Genomic DNA, 22,111 nt, shown 5'->3' with positions numbered 1-22,111 from the left:
ATTATAAATTAAAAGCGTCTGCCAATAAGCGATAAGAGTTTAATTTATCTTCAAATTGATGAGTGATTGTGACAATCATAAACTCTTCAGCATTGTATGCTTTGCTTAAGTTTAATATTTTTTCTTTTACAGAAGACGGATCGCCGACGATCATACGTTGACGATTTTCTTTAATACGAAATAGGTCATAAGCACTATACGAATAATTTTGAGCAGTTTCGATAGATGGGGTTCCAGTAGTCCGTTTTCCTTGTTCTAATAATAAAATCGATAAATCAAGGCTTGATGCTATCTTCTCGGCTTCTTCGTTTGTTTCTCCGCAAATAACAAAAATAGAGACGACTGATTTTGGTTTATCACCTAAATAGGAAGGTTGGAACTGTTCTTGATAAGCCTTCATTACTTCAGGTCCACCGTATCCGTTAATGAACTGTGCAAATGCAAAGGAAGCGCCTTGCTTTGCGGCAATCATTGCACTTTCCCCGCTAGAACCAAGCATCCACATTTCAGGAGATGTTGTGATAACTGGAGTAGCCTTTAAATTTGCATAATGATGGTTTTCTGGTACTTGATCATGTAAGTACATAGCAACATCTGCAATTTGTTCTGGATATTGATCAAGTGAGACCATTTTACCTTCTTGAAGTGCGCGAGTTGCTATTGGCATACCACCAGGCGCTCTACCAACACCAAGGTCAATACGGTTTGGATAAAGTGCCTCTAAAACGCGGAAATTCTCGGCAACCTTATATGGACTATAGTGTGGCAACATAACACCACCCGAACCAACTCTAATACGATTCGTTTTTGCTGCAATATGTGAAATGAGTATTTCTGGACTTGAGCCTGCTAGGCTTACAGAATTATGGTGCTCGGATACCCAAAAACGTGTAAATCCTAGTTTTTCAACTTCTTGTGCAAGTGTTACTGTATGTGAAAAAGCTTCAGCTGCTGTGCTGCCATCAGAAATAGGTGATTGGTCTAATACACTTAATTTGATCATAGAATATACCTCTCAATCTTAATGTACATTCTATTATATATTTACTTACGAAAAATGCGTAGTGAAATGCTCACACAAAAAAGAGGATGATAATATATCCACTTTTAACGAGAAAATCCTCGTTCATAATGATTCATTTCGACTAAGTTTAATATATATTCGTAGTTATCAATCTCAAATTTTATTTGTTCACGTTCTTTTTCAGATAATTTCATATTACTAAGTTTTTTACAGAGGTGTTGTTTCTTTAATTCTAAATGCTTTTTTGTAGCGTGGTAATCATAAGTATGTTTCATTTTCAACCACTCCTTCATTGCAGTTGCTATATTATACGAAGCATGAAAAGATGTGAGAGTTATACCTTATGTGATTTTAGTGAATATTCCAATTTCTATGGCGTTATGTTTAAGGGAATTTATGAATAAAATGCACTAAACCACTAATGCCCATAAAAGCCCGATTGGTTCAACTAATAATCAGTGGGTATGAACAAACCCACTGATTATAGCTTCACTTTATGAAGTAAGGGGTGGAATTGTGCAGAAAGATATAATGTATAACAGTGAGATGGATGAAACGTTAAAAGTTATAGATAAGGGATTGAAGAAGGCGAAAAGTCCGAAACAAATTATTGTAGTAGGGGCTGGTATGGCTGGGTTGGTTTCGGCATCTTTACTGAAGGCCGCAGGACATCAAGTGAAGATTTTTGAAGCGAATAATCGTGTAGGGGGCCGGATAGAGACAGTTAGAATGGAAGATACGGGGCTATACTTAGATGTTGGAGCGATGAGGATCCCGTATTCACACACGTTAACAATGGCATATATAAAAAAATTCGGACTACAAGTGAGCCCTTTTATAAATAGAAATGAAACAGACATTATATATGTTAATGGCAGAAAAACGACATTGAAACAATATGAAAAAGACCCAAGAATTTTAAAATATCCTGTTGAGATGAATGAAGTAGGGAAAACTTCTGAGGAGTTATTATTGTTAGCAGTACAGCCAATTATAAATTTTATTAAAAAAAATCCAGAAAAAAATTGGGATATTGTAGTAAAGGATTTTGGGAGATACTCTACAGGACAATTTTTAAAGTATCATCCTTATCAATATAATACGTATTTCTCGCCAGTAACGATTGAGATGATTGGTGTTTTGTTAGATTTAGAAGGCTTTTTGGAAAGGTCATTCGTTGAGACGTTACGCTTTTTATACATTATGCAAGAGGAAAGTGGATTTTGCGAAATAATAGGTGGGAATGATAGATTACCAAAATCTTTTTTACCACAATTAGAAGAAAATATTATATATAATCAAAAATTAATGAAGCTTCATCAACAAACTAATGGCGTAACAGCCTATTACCGAAATGAGGAAACTTTTGAGTATAGTAGTATAACTGGTGATTTAGTTATTGTTACAATTCCTTTTTCAACAATGCGATTTGTAGAAGTAGATCCATTTGATTCGATATCTCATGCGAAGTGGAAAACAATTCGTGAATTGCATTATATGCCGGCTACAAAAATAGGGATTCAATTTAAAAGTCGTTTTTGGGAGGAACAAGGGCAATTAGGTGGGAGAATTATAACAGATCTTCCTATACGTTATGCGTATTATCCAAGTCATGGAATCGGTTCAAAAGGACCAGCCATTATGCTTGGGAGTTATACATGGTCATACGATGCATTACTATGGGATGGTTTATCAAAAGGGGATCGTATCTATTACACATTACAAAATCTAGCAACAATATTAGGTGGTCAAGTATATGATGAGTTCATGTCTGGAATATCAAAAAGTTGGACATTGGATCCATATGCACTTGGAGGATTTGCACTATTTCAAGCTGGTCAAGAATCTGAATTACAGCCAGTCATTGTAAAACCTGAGGGGAGAATTTATTTTGCCGGAGATCATACAACGCTGTATCACGGATGGATTCAAGGTGCGATTGAATCTGGAGTTCGTGTGGCAGTAGAGGTGAATGGATAAAAAGTACAAAATTCAGAAACTTCTTTACTATATATCTTGAGATGGATATTATTAAATATAAAAGAATTATGAGGAGTGTTTACATTGAATCCATTATTATTCGATTTTCCTTCTGAATTTTATACTGAAAGGCTTTTAATTCGAATGCCAAAACCAGATGACGGTAAAGTTGTATATGAAGCGATTCAAGCTTCAATGAAAGAATTAAAACCTTGGATGGTTTTTGCACAAAAAGAGCAAACAGAGGAAGAAATAGAAGAGAGTATAAGAAAATCGCATATTCAATTTTTACAAAGAGAAGACTTGAGATTGCTAGTATTTTCGAAAGAAACAGGTGAATTCATTGCATCAGCTGGATTGCATCGTATTAATTGGGATATACCTCAATTTGAAATTGGGTATTGGATTGATTCAAGGTTTAGTGGAAAGGGCTATATGGTAGAGGCTGCAAAGGGTATAACGGATTATGCTTTTTCTGAGCTGAAAGCAAACCGCGTAGAAATTCGATGTGATTCTTTAAATAAGAAGAGTAGAGCGATACCTGAGAAATTAGGCTTTAAGTTAGAAGGTACATTAGAAAGTGCGAGTGTAGCGGTAGATGGAAATGGATTAAGGGATATGTGTGTATTTGCCATGACTAGAAATACATATGAAAAAGAAGAGCTGTAAAGAAACAGCTCTTTTTTTTGTGTATTATGGTACAGGATGTCCATTAGAGCTTTCGAAAATTGTAAACCATTGTTGACGATCTAAATTAACTTTTGTAGCAAGAGCGGCTGTTTTAACACGATCTAATTTACCAGAGCCAACGATTGGCATCATGTTAGCTGGATGAGCAAGCAGCCAAGCATACATAACTGTATCGATGCTAGTAACACCTAGTTCAGTAGCAACCTTCTGTAAAGTCTCACGTACACGTACGGCACGTTCCGATTGACCAGTAAAGATTTCTCCACCAGCAAGAGGCGACCAAATCATAGGATTGATTCGCTTTTCTTGGCATAAATCAATTGTCCCTTTTTCAAAATGCTCAAGCTGCATCGCCGATACTTCAATTTGATTTGTAATGAGCGGGAAATCAAAATAGGAACTTAGCATATTAAACTGTGACGGTAAAAAGTTAGATACACCGAAGTGACGAACTTTTCCTTCTTGCTTTAAGCGTGAGAACGCTTCTGCTACTTCATTTGGATCCATAAATGGATCAGGGCGATGGATGAGCAATACATCAATATAATCTGTATGTAAGTTTTGTAATGAATCCTCCGCACTTTTTATAATATGCTCTGCACTTGTATTGTAGTGAGCAACATATCGTTCTGGGAACTTCGGTGATGGGGGAGCGATTCCACATTTTGTGACAATTTGCATGTTTTCGCGTAAGGAAGGCTTTAGTTGTAACGCTTCTCCAAACAATCCTTCACATGTATATCCACCATAAATATCAGCGTGATCAAAAGTAGTGATCCCCATATCCATACAAGATTCAATAAAAGAAAGTAATTCTTGTTTCGTCATATTCCATTCTGCTAAACGCCAAAATCCTTGAATAATACGAGAAAATTCTAGTGTTTCGGCCATTTGAACTCGTTCCATTTTAAGTACCCCCTTGATGAATGATAATATTTTTGAAAAGGCTTTCTTGTTAAATACTATTATATAGTTACCCGGTTGTACATACAATAAATATGTTTTGCTACAAAAACGATTTTCTCTATATGCTATAATATAGAAACATATAGCTATAAGGAGAGGTACGAAATGATTCCAGTAACAATATTAACTGGTTTTCTTGGATCTGGGAAAACGACATTATTAAATCGTATTTTAACAGAAAATCATGGTAAAAAATTAGCGGTAATTGTAAATGAAATCGGGCAAATTGGTATTGATAATCAATTGATTATGAATGTTGAAGAAGAAATAATGGAAATGACAAACGGTTGTTTATGCTGTACTGTACGTGAAGATTTACTCGTTGCGTTAAAACAATTACTGGACGTAAAAGCAGAAGGGAAAATGGATTTTGATGGTTTAGTAATTGAAACGACTGGCCTTGCAAATCCAGGTCCGATTATTCAAACGTTCTTTTTAGATCCAGTTATTCAATCTGCATATCAAATTAACGGTGTTGTCACGGTAGTAGATAGTTACCATATACATAAGCATTTTGAAAAAGGACTAGAAGCAAAAGAGCAAATTGCGTTTGCTGATGTTGTTTTAGTAAATAAATTAGACTTAATTGAAGAAAGTGAGAAAGAAAATCTCTTGCATGAACTGCAAGGAATTAATCCGACTGCAAAGTTAATCGAGGCGACTAACTGTGATGTAGATATTCCATCATTACTACAAATACAAACGTTTAAAACGAAAGATACGTTACAAATTTACCCTCATAAAGAACATAACCATCTAGAAGGTGTAAAATCATTTGTATTACGTGAAGAACGTCCGTTAGATTTACAAAAACTAAATGAGTGGATGTCAGCTGTCGTTCAAGAACTAGGGGAGTACTTATATCGTTACAAAGGAATTTTATCTATTGATGGAGTAGATAAACGTATCGTTTTCCAAGGTGTACATACACTGTTTGCCGCTTCGTACGATAGAGAGTGGCAAGAGGGCGAAGAGCGAGTAAGTGAAGTGGTTTTCATCGGAAAAGATATTAATAAAGAATGGTTCCAAGAACATTTTGGGGAGTGTGTGAAATAAGTCTGCGTATATTGCAGGCTTTTTTTGTTTACTAAAATTGGAATTTGTATTAAAATAATCTGAAAATACTAAACGTTTAGTATTTTGTTGGGGGGGAGGGGGAGAAAAGGTGCGTTTAATGATTCTTGGATTGCTTACTAAAAGGGAGTCGCTATCTGGTTATGAAATACAGCAGGCACTAAATATGGTGCAAAGTAATAAATGGGCGGAAGTTTTCCCAGCTTCTATTTATCACGCATTAAAAAAAATGGAAAATGAAAATTTCATTCAAGTTAAAGCAATTGAAATGACCGGAAAACGGTCGAAAACGATATATTGTATTACAGAAAAGGGAAGTCAAGAATTTAAAAGGTTATTAAAGGAGTCGTTTCAAAAAACTTCAGTTATGTTTCCGAAACATCTATATACAGCGTTAACATTTCTGTCAGAAGAAGAGAGTATGAAAGAGGAGATTTTAGAAGCTTTAGAAGAGCAGAAAAGTGAAATACGATCTACTTATGAAGAGATGAGGGAAGGAGAAAGATTAAAAGATAACGCGCCAGCGTATGTGAAACTAATTTTCGAAAATATGTATGAACAATGTGAGATGCAACTTCGATTTATTCATAGGTTAGAGAAACTATTAAAAAACTAAAAATGTGGTGGGAAGAATATGAAAATCGATCATCTTGTTATAAATGTAAATAAAGAAATACAAGAAAATAAGGAAACGATTAAAAATGTACATTCTATCGGGCTTCCATATGTTCCAAAATGGGGAAAGGGAACGAAAGGGTTTAAAGTATCTAACATATGGATTGGAAAAGAATATTTAGAATTAGTAAGAGTAAAAACAAAAGATGGGGGCGGTTGGGTACAAGAGTGGGTTCAGAAATATTGTGATGGCCAGAGGGGACTCATCGGACTGGCAATTGATGTTGAAAATATAGATAAAGTGTATGGAAAAATGATAGAAGGTGGAATTGAAATTACAAAACCAGAACCATTACAATACAAGTGGTTTTTTAATTTCTTTAAGAAAACTATGCCGTGGAAAAATGCATACATACAGCCGATGAAGGGGATGCCGTTTCAATTCTTTCTACAACAAATGGACGATCAAAAGAGCAGAGAATATATGGAGAAATATATGTATCCAAATAGTTTGGAACAGGGAATTACAGGAATAAATACGGTGAAATTATATGGAGAAATAACAAATGAAGATAGAGACATTATTAGTTGTCTATTTTCAGATGTTACAAATGAGGAAGAAGAAATAGTAATACGTTTAAACAATCAAATGATTCATCTAATTCAATCGAATGAGCATTTCACGGAGATAATACTAAATTGTAAAAGCGAAGCACATAGGGAGAAAAAATTAAATATAGAAAATGTGACATTAATAAATAAATAATAAAAAGCCTGTTTTCACAGGCTTGTATTTTCATCTATTAGTAATTCCATTACAACACCTACAACTGGGCCTTCGTCATCAATATCACCATTTAAACGGAAGCCAAATGACTCATATAGTCCCATTGCGAGTTTGTTGTCAGGATGTAAACTTAAATAAATAATTTTACATTCAAATTTTTCTTGTAAGAATTGGATGAGTATGCGAAGGAAACGTTTTGCGTATCCTTTTCCTTGATATTGTTGATCAATCATAAAGCGATCTAACCAGACACTTTTACGTTTTTCCCAATACCATCCATACATTGCATACCCTACAAGTGTTTCTCCATCATATAAACCTACTGACGTTCCGTTTCCTTCAAATAATGATTCTGCTAAAGAAAACGCATTGCTTTCAATAAATTGCTGCTGGTCTTTTGCGACGTTTAAAGCAGCTACTGAACGCCAATTTTTTGCTGTTACTTCACTAATGTGAAGAGTCATAATTCCAACTCACCTTCTAAATTAATATAGCTTAAAAGCTAATATGGATAATTTTACTTGTTATTTTGGTCAAGTCAAGTGAGAACAAACAAAAAAGAAGCTGAATGGCATATTCAGCTTCTTATAAAGTGAAACTTTAATCAGTGGGGGTTTTGTTCATCGCCCACTGATTATCAGCCCGCACCAATCGGGCGTTTACTGCCCGTTAATACGGGATAAAAAGTTGATTAGTTAGTAGCTTCTTTCAATGTATTCACGTTTTCTTCCATTAAAGTAAAGTAATCTCTATTGTTCTTAGCATCATCTTCAGAAATAGTAGCAAGGTGATTTAAACGTAAAATTTTTGTGCCAGTTTCTTGTTGAATCACTGATGCTACTTTTGGAGTAGAGAATGTTTCAAATAAAATATATTTTAGGCCGTGCTCTTTTACTGTTTTTGTAATGTCAGCCAGCTGTTTTTGAGACGGTTCATCAGATGCTGAAATTCCAGCGATTGGGATTTGTTTTAAACCGTATCGTTGTTCCCAGTAGCCATAAGCTGCGTGTGAAACTAATATTTCTTTCGTTTTTGCATTTGCAACAACAGCTTTAAATTGATCGTCTAGATCAGTAAATTTTGTTTGTAGTGCTGCGAAGTTTTTTTCGAACTCTTTTTTATGTTCAGGTTGTAATTCTACAAGTGCATTTTTAATTTTTTCTGCTTGTTTCATCGCCAGAGTAGGATCTATCCAAACGTGTGGGTCTTTATCATGGTGATGTTCATCTTCTTTATGACCGTTTCCATGATCGTGCTGCTCTTCTTCAGATGAAGCACGAAGTTCGATATCTTTAGATGCATTTACAACTTTTACGTTTTCTTTTTTTAATGATTTTTCCATTTTTTCGGCAAATGGTTCTAATTCTGCACCGTTATAAACGAATAAATCGGCTTTTGCGATTTGTACAGTCTGTTTTTGACTTGGTTCAAATGTATGAGAATCCGCACCAGGTGGGTAAATTGCTTCTACATTTACATAATCACCACCGATTTTTTTTGCGAAATCAGCAAGTGGGAAAATGGTTGTATAAACAGTTAGTTTTCCATCTTTCTTGGCAGTATCTTCTTTTTTATTTGAGCAGCCAGTAAAAATTAAAGTGAAAATAAGTAAGAATGAAAATATAGTCAATCTTTTAGGCATGAAGTTCTCCTCTTTTCTTTTTTTACGGATATATCTTTCCCAATTATAGAAGAAAAATATCATTTTAATACAAAACGGAATAATTACGTTTTAGCTCGCGAACCTAGTATAATACATCTTTATGAAAGTTGCAATAAATAATAATCATTACGATTTGATTTTGTTATAAATCTGTCAAAAAGAAAGGTATTAATTTTTATGATTGGTGCATATGTGACAATGTTACTTTCATATATTGGGAGGGAGCAGAAAAAAGGGGATGAGCGCTTGGGTTACATTATGGAGGCTATCTTTTTAATACTTGCGGTTGTTTTGCCGTTATCTTTTGTTTTAATTTTTTTAAGAAAACTAATAAGTAATTTAGGGGATGCTACAACAATTACGAAATTGCCAGTTGAAGAAAAAGAAAAGAAAAAGGAGTAAGTAAAGCACTATGCTTACGCATAGTACTTTACTTATGATAAAATGATAAAACGGAAACTCCTATTAGCGACTTTCAGCAAAAGGAGAGAAAAGTAAATAAAGAGGTATGTATATATATGAATGAACGAACAGCGTTAGTACTTGGTGCAAGTGGATTAGTTGGACAAGAAATAACGCGTCTATTACTTGACTCAGATTACTACGATTCGGTTACTATTTTTGTAAGGGAACCATTACAATTACAACATGAGAAATTACAGCAGAAACAGGTGGATTTTTCGGTATTAGAGGAATATAAAGAGTTTTTTGCAGTAGATGATGTATTTAGTTGTTTAGGAACAACGATTAAAAAAGCGAAGTCGAAGGCGAATTTTAAAAAAGTAGATTATGAATATACATTGCGAGCTGCCTGCTTAGCTGAAAAACAAGGCGTGCAAAATTTTCTTGTTATTTCATCAATGGGAGCGAATCCTAAATCATTCTTCTTTTACTCGCAAGTGAAGGGGAAAATGGAAGAGGAGCTGAAAAAGCTAGTTATTGGTGGCATACACATTTTTAGGCCTTCATTATTAGTAGGAAATCGACAAGAATATCGTTTTGGAGAAAGAATGGCTGAGAAATTAACTCGTATTCTTCCGTTTATATTTAAAGGAGCTTTTAAAAAGTACAAACCAATTTCAGCTAAAGGTGTGGCGAAAGGAATGTATATAACGGCGCTACGTGAGGAATCGGGTATTCATATTTATAATTCAAATGAAATTACAACGATAGAATAAATAAAACCGAGAAGAATGACTTCTCGGTTTTATTTATTAGTTTTAATGTTTCCAGGTGCTCGTCGGTACTGATATGGTTCTTGTAATTCAAAGCCTAGTGCATTGGCGGCTATTCTTGGGAAGTATGGATTGCGAAGTAACTCACGTCCGATAAAAATTAAATCTGCCTCATTAGTTTTTAAAATTTGCTCTGCTTGTGATCCAGTTGTAATTAATCCTACTGCGCCTGTTGCAATGTTAACATGTTCCTTAATATGTTTAGCATATTGTACTTGATACCCAGGATACACATCAATATGTGCTGGTACAACAGCGCCAGAACTACAATCGATTAAATCTACCCCCTGTTCTTTCATCCATCCTGTATACTGTACATAATCTTGAACCGTTAACCCGTCAGGATGATAATCATTTGCCGAAATACGAACAAATAACGGTCCGTCCCAAACTTCATTTACAGAGTCAATGATTTCGCGTAAGAAACGATAGCGATTTTCAGCTGAGCCCCCGTATTCATCAGTCCGCTTATTGGAAAGCGGAGAAAGAAATTCATTAATAAGATAACCGTGAGCGCCGTGTAATTCAATAATGTCAAATCCTGCTTGTTTAGAGCGGAAAGCTGCTTTTTGAAAAGCAGAAACAGTTTCTTTAATTTGCTGTTTATTCATTTCTGCTGGTATTTTCATTCCGTCGCTAAATGGAATTGCTGAGGGAGCGAAAGCGTCTGTTTCTAATTCAGCCTTTCTTCCGGCATGAGCGAGTTGAATGGCTGCTTTTGCACCGTTATCATGTATAAAAGTTGTCGTTTTATGTAAGCCTTCAATTAGAATGTCATCCCAAATGCCTAGGTCTTTGTTAGAAATTCGTCCTTCAGGTAACACAGCTGTTGCTTCAATCATAACTAGACCTACTTGACCAGCGGCCCTGGTTGCATAATGGACAAGATGAAAATTAGTTACTTGGCCATCCGCGTTTTCTGATGAATACATGCACATAGGCGACATAACGATACGGTTTTTTAGTGTAACGTCCTTAATTGTATAGGGTGAAAAAAGTTGGGAATGCATCAAATAACCTCCTTGATTGAATTTTCTTACATTGTATCATTCTCTTTTTTGTTTCCCTAACAAAACGCTTATACGAAAAATTTTGTCTATTCGTGTTACAATGACTAATATGAAATGAATTGGAGGATGACATATGTATCAGGCTTATTATGAAAGTGAATTAGGTTTGCTGGAAATTACAGCGAATGATAAAGGAATTACGTCTGTTATATTTGTTGATGAACGACAAGAAGAACGTACAAATGAAATGATAGATCAGTGTATAAATGAGCTAGAGGAATATTTTAAGGGGAAAAGAAAAGAGTTCACGGTTCCGTTGTCTGCTGAGGGAACATTATTTCAAAAAAATGTATGGGATGCGCTCTATACTATTCCATACGGCGTAAGTGCTTCATATTTAGATATTGCGGAGAAGGTCGGCAATACGAAAGCTGTACGAGCGATAGGAGGAGCAAATAGCCGGAATCCAATTTCAATTATCGTTCCATGTCACCGTGTAATAGGAAAGAGTGGAAAGCTTGTTGGGTATGCGGGTGGTTTATGGAGGAAAGAGTGGTTATTGAAACATGAAGGTATTTTAAAATGAAGTGTGGATGGAAAGAGGGATCGTTTTGAAATGTATAAATTGTGGGCGACCTTGTACGAATGATCAGTTAAATTGTGCAAATTGTCAACGAGATTTGCAAAATGAACAAGGGGAAAGTAGCTCGTTAATAGACAAAGAATTAGAAGTATATGTAGGGAGACAATATCCGTATTACAAAAGAAAATGGGAGCTTGAAAACAAGCGAATTGCTAGGTGGAGCTGGAATGGTTTGGCTGCTATTTTCAATGTAGGTTGGCTTGGATATCGTAAGTATTATTTACCTGCTGCTTTATTTATACTGTTATTAGTAGCATGTGATGCGTTTTCTTATTATATGGGGTTCAACGTAGCACTGCCAATCATTAATATGGTGCCTCTTACGTTTTTATTACTCGTTTTTATTCTATTTGGGATGGGGATTTTTGCGAATGGATTATATTATCAATTTGCAGAAAGGCGTATATATCGAATAAAAGCACGGGGAATTAAAGATGAATCGGTTGAAAATTATCTCATCCGTGATAGTGGTGGAACGAGTAAAATGGGAGCAACAATCGTAACTATTTTAGCAGTTGCTAGCCTTCTTTTAAGCCATTTCTTTTTTCCGACTGATCGAGATATTATACAAAAAGTACGTACAAGTTCGCTTTATGAATATCCATTCTTTTCGATTGGTGAATCGTTTGAAAGCTATTTTCAAAATTCAGGGTGGATATATTATCGTGGATCGGAAGGTATGGAATTAGTAGAATTTCAAGGATACAGTCCAGGAATGCCAAGACAAAAAGTTACAATTCAATTTATTGTTGATTATAAATTGAGTGAAATTGAACCATACTCCCTTACGATTAATGGCGAATCTAAAAATGAAGAAGAGTTTTTGAAGATGATGGAAGAAATATTCAAGGTTCAAAATCCGTTTGAAATAGAGGATGGGTTGCAAGTAAAAGTGATAGAAATAGAAGCGGATGGAAAGAACTTTCTATCTGCTTCTTTTTTTGTGTGTGAAAAATAATATTTGAAATAATCTGAATCTTTTGTATAATAATATGTATTATACTATACTGGCTTTCATTTATACATATAGATTGGGGGAAGGAAGAATGAAGAGAAAGGTAACAACGATTGCTGCAGTCGCATTATCAACTAGTGTATTGGTTGCAGGTTGCGGAAATGGGGAGAAGGCATCTACAACAAAGAAAGAAGCAGGTAAGGGAATAGCAGATAAGCAAGTATTAAACTTACTAGAAACAGCAGAAATTCCTTCAATGGATACATCAAAATCAACAGACTCTGTATCATTCCGTGCCTTTGTAAATGCAATGGAAGGGTTATATCGTTTGGATAAGGATAATAAGCCAACTCCAGGTATGGCAAAAGATGTGAAGATTAGTGAAGATAAAAAGACATATACATTTGAATTACGTGATGCGAAGTGGTCAAACGGAGATCCAGTTCGAGCGCAAGATTTTGTATATGCATGGCAACGTACATTAGATAAAGCAACAGCTGCAGAATATGCATTCATTTTATTTGATGTGAAAAATGCACAGAAAGTAAATAAAGGAGAATTACCGTTAGATCAATTAGGAGTGAAAGCGAAGGATGATAAAACGTTAGTAGTAGAATTAGAACAACCAGCACCGTATTTCCTTGAACTTACTTCATTCCCAACATTTTTCCCTTTAAATGAAAAATATGTGAAAGAACAGGGGGATAAATACGCATTAGAAGCAGATAAATTATTGTACAATGGACCATTTACAATGAGTGAATGGAAACATGAGCAAAGTTATCAGTTAAAGAAAAACCCTAATTATTGGGATAAAGATACTGTAAAGTTAGAAGAAATTAATGTAAGTATTGTGAAGGAAACGAGCACGGGAGTAAATTTATATGATAGTGATCAAGCAGATCGAGTTATTTTAAGTTCTGAATTTGTTGATAAATATAAAAAGAATAAGCCAGATGAATTTAAAACGAAGTTAGATCCACGTATGTATTTCTTGCGCTTTAACCAAAAAAATGCAACATTTAAAAACCAAAAAGTACGTGAAGCGATTGATCTGGCATATGATAAAAAAGGAATTACAAATGTTATTTTAAATGATGGCTCATTACCAGCATATTTCTTAGTCCCTGAAAAATTTACGACAGGACCAGATGGGAAAGATTTCCGTTCTGTAAATAAAAATTTCCGTGACAGTAAAGACAATGCAGCAAAAGCAAAAAAATTATGGGAAGAAGCGAAGAAAGAACTTGGCCAAGATACAATTACAGTAGAATTTCTAAATGATGATAACGGTAGCCGTAAAAAAGTGGGCGACTTTATTAAAGAAGAGTTAGAGAAAAATTTACCTGGTATTAAAGTGAATTTGAAACAACAACCATATAAGCAGAAACTAGATTTAGAAAAGAAATTTGAATATGAATTCTCATTATCTGCATGGAGTCCAGATTATCCAGATCCAATGACTTATATTGATATGTTCGTTACTGGAAGCACATTTAATGAAATGGATTATTCTAATCCGAAGTATGATGATTTAGTAGCGAAATCAAAAGGGGAACTATTAAAAGATGATGCAGCACGCTGGAAAGCACTTGCGGAAGCTGAAAAAATCCTAATTGGTCAAGACGCTGCAATCTCACCTGTGTATCAGCAAAGTACGGCTTATTTAGAGAAGACATATGTAAAAGGTATTGCTAACCATACGTTTGGTGGAGACTTCAGTTATAAATGGGCATATATTACAAAGAAATAGTATAATAAAAGGTGAGTGAATTTTCGCTCATCTTTTATTTGTATAGGAGGAATTAGAGTTGTTAAAGGGAATCAATCATCTTTGTTTTTCAGTGTCCAATTTAGAAAAATCTATTACATTTTACGAGAAAGTATTGGAAGGAGAATTATTAGTCAAGGGGAGAAAACTTGTATATTTTAATATATGTGGAGTATGGATAGCGCTTAATGAAGAAACACATATTCCGAGAAATGAGATTCATCAATCTTATACGCATATGGCGTTTTCTGTTGAACAGAAAGACTTTGAATGTCTACTGCAGCGATTAGAAGAAAACGATGTTCATATTTTACAAGGAAGAGAACGGAATGTAAGGGATTGTGAGTCTATATATTTTGTTGATCCTGACGGCCACAAGTTTGAATTTCATTCAGGGACATTGCAAGACCGACTTAATTATTATAGGGAAGAGAAACCTCATATGACATTTTACTAAGGGGGGAAGAAGTTGCATGCACTAGTAATTGGTGGGACAGGAATGTTAAAGAAAGTTTCTGTGTGGCTTTGTGATCAAGGATTTCGTGTGTCTGTTATTGGACGAGATGAAGTGAAATTAGAAAATGTTAAGCGAGAGAGTGCTACACCAGAAAGTATCACATGCCTTCAGTTAGATTATCATAATGATGGCGATGTAAAGCTAGCTATTAAAAGTACAATTGAGAGGAATGGCCCAATAACATTAGTTGTCGCATGGATACACTCAAGTGCGAAGGATGCGTTATCATTTATTTGTAGAGAAGTAGACTCATCGTCTGAAACATACAGCGTTTTTCATATTTTAGGTAGTAAAGCGTCGCGTATGCCTGCACAAAAAATAGGAGGTACGCGATGTAGCTATCATAGAATAATATTAGGTTTTATATTAGAAGATACATACGGAAGATGGCTTACCCATGAAGAAATATCGGATGGGGTAATAAAAGGAATTGAAAGTAAATGTGATGAATGGATTGTAGGATGCGTAGAACCTTGGGAATTGCGGCCAAAATGGTAAGGGGGAATGTGTAATGAAAACAACTGTATATGTAACAAGGCACGGTGAAACGGAATGGAATGTAGCAAAGCGAATGCAAGGGCGGAAAAATTCTGCTTTAACTGAAAATGGTATGCTACAAGCGAAACAATTAGGTGACCGAATGAAAGATTTATCTATTCATGCGATCTATAGTAGTCCGAGTGAAAGAACACTTCATACTGCAAAGTTAATAAAGGGCGAACGTGATATACCGATAATAGCGGATGAGCATTTTTATGAAATTAACATGGGTATATGGGAAGGACAAACAATCGATGATATAGAGAGGCAATACCCAGAAGAAATACAATTGTTTTGGTATGAGCCACATCTTTTTCAGTCAACATCAGGAGAAAATTTTGAGGCCGTTCATAAAAGAGTAATTGAGGGGATGCAGCTTCTTTTAGAAAAACATAAAGGAGAGAATATATTGATTGTTTCTCATGCGGCGGCAGCAAAATTACTTGTAGGACATTTTGCGGGTATTGAAATTGCAAATGTATGGGATGATCCATTTATGCACAGCGCTAGTCTTAGTGTGATTGAGTTTGATGACGATTGTGGTGAAGTAAAACAATTTGCAGATATAAGTCATTTTCAGTAAACGTAAAAAAGGTCGCAAAGCGACCTTTTTTGGTGGACATAAAAAACTAGCAATTACGTTTTTTATACCAGAAGTGATCGAATTTTTTATTCTTGCAAGAAGAAGACTTGTGTCTGCTATCTTTGCAATCATTCCATTTGTGCCCGTCATCGTGACAGTCTTTACCATGATCACAATCATCGCAAGAGCGACCGTGTTCGTGAGGGAAGAATTCGCATTTTTTACAGAAACTTCGTTTTGTCCAGAAAAATTTCTTTTCAAAGCGAACGCATTTTGTAACGAAAGTACAATGTTTTCTGCGAGTACGTTTTGTAACTAAAACGCATTCTTTTCTACGTGTCACTTTCGTAACGAACGTCCATTTTTGAACGCGTACACGAGTACATTTTGTAACAAATGTCCATTTTTTTACATGAGTACATTTTGTAACGAAAGTACAATGTTTTACGCGAGTACATCTTGTTCTTGGACATTTATTCCCTGTTGTACATTTACGTCCTGTTGTACATTTACACCTTGTTGTACATCGATGATGAGAGAATTTATCATCGCACTCAAAACTACTTGGATCTTGGTGTAAGAAATCCTCCATGCCAGCACTTTTGATTTCTTCAACAGCTTTTCTAATATCACGGTTCATAGAAATCCTCCTTATTGTGTATTAAATTGAAAAGGTATCCTTATTCCTTAACATGATATGAGAGATGAAGTCTTTATGAACAGGCCAAGAGTTTAATTTTATATAAATAGATGATAGCGGATGTATGGACAAGAAAAGGCGCATACATTGAATGAAGAGAACTGAGAAGGGATGAGAAAACATGCTACCTTCATATGATTTTTTTGTTCATCCAATGTACTTAGTGGAATTGAAAAAAGACATTTGGTCAGATAGTCCAGTGCCAGCAAAATTAACTTATGGAAAAAAGAAGTATGACATTGATATCGTATATCGGGGTGCTCATATTCGTGAATTTGAGAAAAAGTCTTATCATGTTATGTTTTATAAACCGAAAAAATTTCAAGGCGCGAAAGAGTTTCATTTGAATTCTGAGTTTATGGATCCGTCTCTCATACGAAATAAATTATCTTTAGATTTTTTTCATGATATTGGTGTACTTTCACCAAAGTCACAACATGTATTTATAAAAATTAATGGCCAAATTCAAGGTGTATATTTACAGTTAGAATCAGTTGATGAAAACTTTTTGAAAAATAGAGGATTACCGAGTGGTTCTATTTATTATGCGATAGATGATGATGCGAATTTTTCTTTAATGAGTGAGAGAGATAAAGATGTTAAGACAGAGCTCTTTGCGGGTTATGAATTCAAATATTCGAATAAAAATAGTGAAGAACAGCTGAGTGAATTTGTATTTCAAGCGAATACTTTGTCGAGGGAAGATTATGAAAAAGAAATTGGGAAGTTTTTGCATGTTGATAAATATTTACGATGGTTAGCTGGAGTTATTTTCACACAAAACTTTGATGGTTTCGTTCATAACTATGCACTATATCATAACGATGAAACAAATTTATTCGAAGTGATACCGTGGGATTATGATGCGACTTGGGGGCGAGATGTACAAGGGAGACCACTTAATCATGAATATATTCGTATTCAAGGTTATAACACGTTAAGTGCAAGATTGTTAGATATACCTGTATTTAGAAAACAATACCGAAGTATTTTAGAAGAAATATTAGAAGAACAATTTACCGTTTCGTTTATGATGCCGAAAGTAGAAGGTTTGTGTGAATCGATTCGTCCATATTTACTACAAGATCCATATATGAAAGAAAAATTAGAAATATTTGATCAAGAAGCTGATATGATTGATGAATATATAAATAAAAGAAGAAAGTATATACAAGACCACTTACATGAATTGGATTAATTTTGAAAGAGATTGGAACATTATCAATCTCTTTTTTTGTATAATAAAGATGTATCAATTGAATTGACGTAATATTTATTTAATAAAGAATGGAGATGTGGAAACATGACGGTCAAGTGGATTGATTGGGTAAAACAATTACAATCTATAGCTCAAGCGGGTTTAACGTATTCTAAGGATGTGTATGATATAGAGCGTTTCCAACAATTACGGGATATTTCCATTTCGATGATGTCACATTACACAAAGACAGATTGGGAAGTTGTAGAGAAGTTATTTGCAAGTGAGACAGGCTATCAAACACCTAAAGTTGATATAAGAGCAGTCGTTTTTCAAAATGAAAAACTATTATTTGTGAAAGAAAAAAGTGATAGGAAATGGGCATTGCCAGGTGGATGGGCTGACATTGGTTATACGCCAACAGAAGTCGCGGCGAAAGAAGTATTAGAAGAGACAGGTTATAAAGTAGATTATTTTAGGCTATTAGCAATATTCGATAAAGAAAAACATCAACCATCCCCATCAGCAACCCATACATATAAGATTTTTATAGGTTGCGAGATTGTTGGCGGAGAAAAGAAGCTAAGTATTGAAACAGAAGATATAGATTTTTTTAGTGAACATGAAATACCTGATTTATCAATCGCTAGAAATACCGAGTGGCAGATTAAAGAAATGTTTGGGTTTATGAAAGATCGAAATAAGGAGAGGATACTTGATTAATTAAATGAATCAAATATCCTTTTAGGGTATATTGATGAAAGGTTGTACATATTCTTTTCACAAAAAAGAACATTGTGTAGTTATCCTTAATGTCTATAAGTTAGGTGAAGAAGTTCACATGATTATATTGGCAGATGCCAATTTTTATGTGATAATGGGATGGTATGTGAAGAAAAAAGGAGATAGAAAAGAAAATGTTAGCAAACATAATAGATCAGTTATTGCAATTCTTTGCAAGTCTAGGATACTTTGGAGTAGCGCTAGGTTTAATGATTGAAATTATCCCAAGTGAAATTGTTCTTTCATATGCAGGATTTTTAGTTGCAGAAGGAAAAATTAGTTTTGTCGGAGCTGTTATCGCTGGAACAATTGGTGGTACTTTAGCGCAAATCTTTTTATACTGGCTTGGATACTACGGAGGGCGTCCGGTTGTTGAAAAATACGGGAAATATTTACTTATTAATAAGCATCATCTAGATATTGCAGAAAATTGGTTTAAACGATACGGGGCAGGTGTAATATTCTCTGCACGCTTTATTCCAGTTGTACGCCATGCTATCTCTATTCCAGCAGGATTAGCTAAGATGCCGTTAAAGCTCTTTACACTGTATACAGTAGTAGCGATTATTCCATGGTCAATTCTTTTTATATACTTAGGAGAAAAGCTTGGTGGAAATTGGAGACATATTAAAGAATATGCATCTGATTACACACATTACATAATTATAGGTGCGGTTTTCTTTATTGCTCTTTACTTCGGTTTAAAGCTTTTGAAAAAGAGAAAAACAACTCATTAAAGTCAATGATTTTTCATTGGCTTTTTTTATTGTTTCAGTTCTAAAAAAAAGGAGTTGTCCATAATGTGTAATAATAAAGCGTAGCGGGGGAATGTGATGAAAGGATCACCGTTTTTACGTGGAACGATATTTTTAACGATGGCAACGATGATATCTAAAATGTTAGGGTTCATATATGTTATACCATTTACAGCAATGGTAGGTACGAGTGGGTACGTATTATATACGTATGCATACCGTCCTTATACAATTATGCTTAGTATTGCAACGATGGGATTGCCACTTGCCGTTTCAAAAATGGTATCAAAATATGATCAATTGAATGATTATCATACGGTTAAAAGAGTATTAAAGAGTGGTATTGTCTTTATGTTTATAATGGGAGTTATTTCATGTTTTACACTATATATATTAGCTCCACATTTAGCTAAACTTGTAATCGATGGAAATGATCAAAGTGGGAATAGTATAACGGCGGTCACTAATAACATTCAAATTGTAAGTTTTGCGCTAATACTTGTACCAGTAATGAGTTTATTAAGGGGCTTCTTTCAAGGGTTTCAATCGATGGGACCTTCTGCACTAAGTGTAGTTGTTGAGCAATTTTTTCGGGTCTTAACCATTTTAATAGGAAGTTTTGTCGTTTTATATGTTTTAAAAGAGTCTATTTCGCTAGCGGTCGGTATTTCAACGTTTGGTGCATTCATGGGAGCTATAGGTGGATTAACGGTTTTAAGTGCCTATTATGTAAAAAGGAGAAGGCACTTAAAGAAAAAAGAGATGGCAAGTATACAACAAACAACGAAATCTTTTTTCGCGTTATATAGGGAGCTCTTTACATATTCAATACCGTTTGTTGTGGTTGGTTTAGCAATTCCGTTGTATCAGACAATTGATACATTTACAATTAATAAACTACTGATACAAATAGGATATATGCAAGGAGAAGCTGAAAAGATTAATGCAATAATTGGTCTTGTTCAGATGGTTGTACTCATTCCAGTTTCTGTTGCGACCGCTTTTAGTATGTCTCTTGTACCGGAGATGACGAAAGCTTATACAGCAGGAAATACAAAATTGCTGTACAAACATTTCACGAGGACGAATGTATTAGTAGTAGGGATTACGGTACCAGCGGCAATTGGGATGATGGTATTAGCTAAGCCAGTATATACTCTTTTATTTGGTGCCGGAAATGATCCGGAGATGGGGAGAATCATTTTACAGTACTATGCTCCTGCTTGTATACTATTTTCACTCTTCACAGTAACGGCTGCAATGCTACAAGGAATCAATCAACAGCAGAAAACAGTGCTAGGATTAGTAATCGGAATAATTGTAAAGATAGTTTTAAATATTGTATTGCTACCGTACTTTGATTATGTGAGTTTTATCATTTCAACATACGCTGGCTATACGATTTCAGTCGGCTTTAACTTGTGGATGCTTTCTAAATATGTTATAAAGGCAACATAAGCTTTTTTAAAGGCAGAGAACACTCTGTCTTTTTCTATGTTTACAAGATTTTTCTTAAAAAAACGTTTTCAAAATAATTTTTCTATTGAAATTTAATCGTTTGTTCCATATGCTGAAAATAGCGGTTCAAAAACTGTTGTTTAAGTGAGGTAGATTCCTACATGTAAAAAGAATCGGGGTGATAGTATGTTAAATATTTATTTAACAGACCGAAACGGAAAACTACAAGAGATTGAGGAAATGCAAAAGGGTTGCTGGATTAATGTACTTCATCCAACAGAAGAAGAAATTCAGTATCTAGTACAAACTTTAAATGTAGACTTAGATTTCATTAAAGACCCTTTGGATGATGAAGAACGCTCTCGTATTGAAAAGGAAGACAATAATACTTTAATTATCGTGGATATTCCGACAGTCAGACATGATGAAGAAGGAAATTCAATTTATGACACGATTCCAATAGGTATGATTGTAATGCCGGATTGTTTTGTTACTATTTGCTTAGAAGAAAATCCAATTTTTGAACGATTTATTAATCAACGTATTAAAGAATTTTATACGTTTAAAAAGACACGCTTTGCACTGCAGCTCTTATATACAATTTCTACTTATTATTTAAGATACTTAAAGCAAATAAATCGAAAAACAATCGATTTAGAGCACCAATTAAATAAATCAATGAAAAACAAAGAAATTTTCACATTGCTCGGTCTTGAAAAAAGTTTAGTCTACTTTACAACATCATTAAAGGCTAATAAAATTGTAATTCAAAAATTAATGCGAAACAGTACATTTTTAAAAATGTATGAAGACGATCAAGATTTATTAGAAGATGTATTAATTGAAAATAAACAGGCAATTGAAATGGCGGAAATATATAGTCACATTTTAAGTGGAATGATGAATACATTTAGTTCCGTTATATCAAATAATTTAAATAGTGTTATGAAACTGTTAACGTCTATTACAATTATTTTATCTTTACCAACAATGGTTTCTAGTTTCTTTGGAATGAACGTAAAGGTTCCATTTGAAGGTGAAGCCCATGGTTTTGTAATTGTACTCATAATATGTGTAACACTATCTTTCACATTAGCTTTTGTTTTCTGGAAGAAACGTTACTTTTAACGATAAGAAAGCTGCTTTAGCATAGTTATAAAACTG

The 22,111-nt window shown here is 34.5% G+C and carries 25 protein-coding genes; 18 read left to right on the top strand and 7 right to left on the bottom strand.

Going from position 1 to position 22,111, the window contains the following annotated elements; genetic code table 11:
• Position 1 precedes the first annotated feature (1 nt).
• Together CDB3_RS14320 and CDB3_RS14315 are read right to left on the bottom strand one after the other, a co-directional pair.
• The gene (locus CDB3_RS14320) at positions 2-1,003 is read right to left on the bottom strand and encodes an LLM class flavin-dependent oxidoreductase (RefSeq protein WP_128854945.1); all 1,002 of its coding nucleotides are present in this window, start codon (positions 1,001-1,003) and stop codon (positions 2-4) included.
• 104 nt (positions 1,004-1,107) lie between these two features.
• Entirely contained in the window at positions 1,108-1,299 is a 192-nt protein-coding gene (locus tag CDB3_RS14315) for a DUF3896 family protein (protein WP_128854944.1), read from the bottom strand.
• Positions 1,300-1,540: 241 nt separating this feature from the next.
• Here CDB3_RS14315 and CDB3_RS14310 point away from each other — a divergent pair, with 241 nt between their 5' ends.
• Both CDB3_RS14310 and CDB3_RS14305 read left to right on the top strand, forming a co-directional pair.
• Positions 1,541-3,004, top strand: a complete 1,464-nt coding sequence (locus tag CDB3_RS14310) for a flavin monoamine oxidase family protein (RefSeq protein WP_128854943.1) — start codon at positions 1,541-1,543, stop codon at positions 3,002-3,004.
• Between the two features lie 84 nt (positions 3,005-3,088).
• A complete protein-coding gene (locus CDB3_RS14305) occupies positions 3,089-3,673 on the top strand; it encodes a GNAT family N-acetyltransferase (protein ID WP_128854942.1) in 585 nt (194 codons plus the stop codon).
• A gap of 24 nt (positions 3,674-3,697) precedes the next feature.
• Here CDB3_RS14305 and CDB3_RS14300 read toward each other — a convergent pair whose 3' ends face one another.
• A complete protein-coding gene (locus CDB3_RS14300; RefSeq protein WP_128854941.1) occupies positions 3,698-4,600 on the bottom strand; it encodes an aldo/keto reductase in 903 nt (300 codons plus the stop codon).
• 165 nt (positions 4,601-4,765) lie between these two features.
• On the opposite strand from CDB3_RS14300, the gene CDB3_RS14295 reads away from it, so the two are divergent.
• From CDB3_RS14295 to CDB3_RS14285, 3 genes are all read left to right on the top strand, one after another.
• Entirely contained in the window at positions 4,766-5,716 is a 951-nt protein-coding gene (locus CDB3_RS14295; protein ID WP_128854940.1) for a CobW family GTP-binding protein, read from the top strand.
• A gap of 109 nt (positions 5,717-5,825) precedes the next feature.
• Positions 5,826-6,350: a PadR family transcriptional regulator gene (locus CDB3_RS14290; protein WP_128854939.1), complete on the top strand. Its 525-nt coding sequence runs from the start codon at positions 5,826-5,828 to the stop codon at positions 6,348-6,350.
• A gap of 18 nt (positions 6,351-6,368) precedes the next feature.
• Positions 6,369-7,115: a VOC family protein gene (locus CDB3_RS14285; protein ID WP_128854938.1), complete on the top strand. Its 747-nt coding sequence runs from the start codon at positions 6,369-6,371 to the stop codon at positions 7,113-7,115.
• 14 nt (positions 7,116-7,129) lie between these two features.
• Here the strand turns inward: CDB3_RS14285 and CDB3_RS14280 are convergent, their stop codons facing one another.
• Both CDB3_RS14280 and CDB3_RS14275 read right to left on the bottom strand, forming a co-directional pair.
• On the bottom strand, positions 7,130-7,600 hold the full coding sequence (locus tag CDB3_RS14280; protein WP_002031458.1) for a GNAT family N-acetyltransferase: 471 nt from the start codon (positions 7,598-7,600) through the stop codon (positions 7,130-7,132).
• Positions 7,601-7,827: 227 nt separating this feature from the next.
• Positions 7,828-8,778: a metal ABC transporter substrate-binding protein gene (locus CDB3_RS14275; protein WP_128854937.1), complete on the bottom strand. Its 951-nt coding sequence runs from the start codon at positions 8,776-8,778 to the stop codon at positions 7,828-7,830.
• Positions 8,779-8,976: 198 nt separating this feature from the next.
• Here CDB3_RS14275 and CDB3_RS14270 point away from each other — a divergent pair, with 198 nt between their 5' ends.
• Both CDB3_RS14270 and CDB3_RS14265 read left to right on the top strand, forming a co-directional pair.
• Positions 8,977-9,201: a hypothetical protein gene (locus tag CDB3_RS14270; RefSeq protein ID WP_002118555.1), complete on the top strand. Its 225-nt coding sequence runs from the start codon at positions 8,977-8,979 to the stop codon at positions 9,199-9,201.
• Between the two features lie 116 nt (positions 9,202-9,317).
• Positions 9,318-9,977 (top strand): oxidoreductase, encoded by a 660-nt coding sequence (locus tag CDB3_RS14265; RefSeq protein WP_097829739.1) that lies wholly within the window; start codon positions 9,318-9,320, stop codon positions 9,975-9,977.
• A gap of 29 nt (positions 9,978-10,006) precedes the next feature.
• Here the strand turns inward: CDB3_RS14265 and namA are convergent, their stop codons facing one another.
• Positions 10,007-11,044, bottom strand: coding sequence for an NADPH dehydrogenase NamA (gene namA / locus CDB3_RS14260; RefSeq protein ID WP_128854936.1), 1,038 nt, complete (start codon positions 11,042-11,044; stop codon positions 10,007-10,009).
• 133 nt (positions 11,045-11,177) lie between these two features.
• On the opposite strand from namA, the gene CDB3_RS14255 reads away from it, so the two are divergent.
• From CDB3_RS14255 to CDB3_RS14230, 6 genes are all read left to right on the top strand, one after another.
• Entirely contained in the window at positions 11,178-11,630 is a 453-nt protein-coding gene (locus tag CDB3_RS14255; protein ID WP_000283898.1) for a methylated-DNA--[protein]-cysteine S-methyltransferase, read from the top strand.
• 25 nt (positions 11,631-11,655) lie between these two features.
• Positions 11,656-12,645: a DUF2628 domain-containing protein gene (locus CDB3_RS14250; protein ID WP_128854935.1), complete on the top strand. Its 990-nt coding sequence runs from the start codon at positions 11,656-11,658 to the stop codon at positions 12,643-12,645.
• Positions 12,646-12,733: 88 nt separating this feature from the next.
• The gene (locus tag CDB3_RS14245) at positions 12,734-14,395 is read left to right on the top strand and encodes a peptide ABC transporter substrate-binding protein (RefSeq protein WP_128854934.1); all 1,662 of its coding nucleotides are present in this window, start codon (positions 12,734-12,736) and stop codon (positions 14,393-14,395) included.
• Between the two features lie 58 nt (positions 14,396-14,453).
• Complete coding sequence (fosB, locus tag CDB3_RS14240; protein ID WP_128854933.1) at positions 14,454-14,870, top strand: FosBx1 family fosfomycin resistance bacillithiol transferase; 417 nt, start codon at positions 14,454-14,456, stop codon at positions 14,868-14,870.
• Positions 14,871-14,882: 12 nt separating this feature from the next.
• Positions 14,883-15,428, top strand: a complete 546-nt coding sequence (locus CDB3_RS14235; RefSeq protein WP_128854932.1) for a short-chain dehydrogenase — start codon at positions 14,883-14,885, stop codon at positions 15,426-15,428.
• Positions 15,429-15,441: 13 nt separating this feature from the next.
• Positions 15,442-16,053: a phosphoserine phosphatase 1 gene (locus CDB3_RS14230; RefSeq protein WP_097829732.1), complete on the top strand. Its 612-nt coding sequence runs from the start codon at positions 15,442-15,444 to the stop codon at positions 16,051-16,053.
• Between the two features lie 46 nt (positions 16,054-16,099).
• Here the strand turns inward: CDB3_RS14230 and exsB are convergent, their stop codons facing one another.
• Positions 16,100-16,693 carry an exosporium protein ExsB gene (exsB, locus tag CDB3_RS14225; RefSeq protein WP_128854931.1) on the bottom strand — a complete coding sequence of 198 codons (594 nt, stop codon included), beginning with the start codon at positions 16,691-16,693 and terminating at the stop codon, positions 16,100-16,102.
• Between the two features lie 181 nt (positions 16,694-16,874).
• On the opposite strand from exsB, the gene cotH reads away from it, so the two are divergent.
• The 5 genes from cotH to CDB3_RS14200 all read left to right on the top strand — a co-directional run bounded on the left by cotH (position 16,875) and on the right by CDB3_RS14200 (position 22,075).
• Entirely contained in the window at positions 16,875-17,951 is a 1,077-nt protein-coding gene (gene cotH, locus CDB3_RS14220; protein ID WP_128854930.1) for a spore coat protein CotH, read from the top strand.
• A gap of 105 nt (positions 17,952-18,056) precedes the next feature.
• On the top strand, positions 18,057-18,674 hold the full coding sequence (locus CDB3_RS14215) for an NUDIX hydrolase (RefSeq protein ID WP_128854929.1): 618 nt from the start codon (positions 18,057-18,059) through the stop codon (positions 18,672-18,674).
• 194 nt (positions 18,675-18,868) lie between these two features.
• On the top strand, positions 18,869-19,471 hold the full coding sequence (gene uptA, locus CDB3_RS14210; protein WP_000880692.1) for an undecaprenyl phosphate transporter UptA: 603 nt from the start codon (positions 18,869-18,871) through the stop codon (positions 19,469-19,471).
• Between the two features lie 96 nt (positions 19,472-19,567).
• Complete coding sequence (locus CDB3_RS14205; protein WP_128854928.1) at positions 19,568-20,947, top strand: putative polysaccharide biosynthesis protein; 1,380 nt, start codon at positions 19,568-19,570, stop codon at positions 20,945-20,947.
• Positions 20,948-21,133: 186 nt separating this feature from the next.
• Positions 21,134-22,075 (top strand): magnesium transporter CorA family protein, encoded by a 942-nt coding sequence (locus CDB3_RS14200; protein WP_000932386.1) that lies wholly within the window; start codon positions 21,134-21,136, stop codon positions 22,073-22,075.
• The last annotated feature ends 36 nt before the right edge of the window (positions 22,076-22,111 follow it).

This window comes from Bacillus sp. CDB3 (genome assembly GCF_002081505.1).
In the GTDB taxonomy this organism is placed as follows: domain Bacteria; phylum Bacillota; class Bacilli; order Bacillales; family Bacillaceae_G; genus Bacillus_A; species Bacillus_A cereus_AT.
This window is presented reverse-complemented; position numbering and strand designations above follow the sequence as displayed.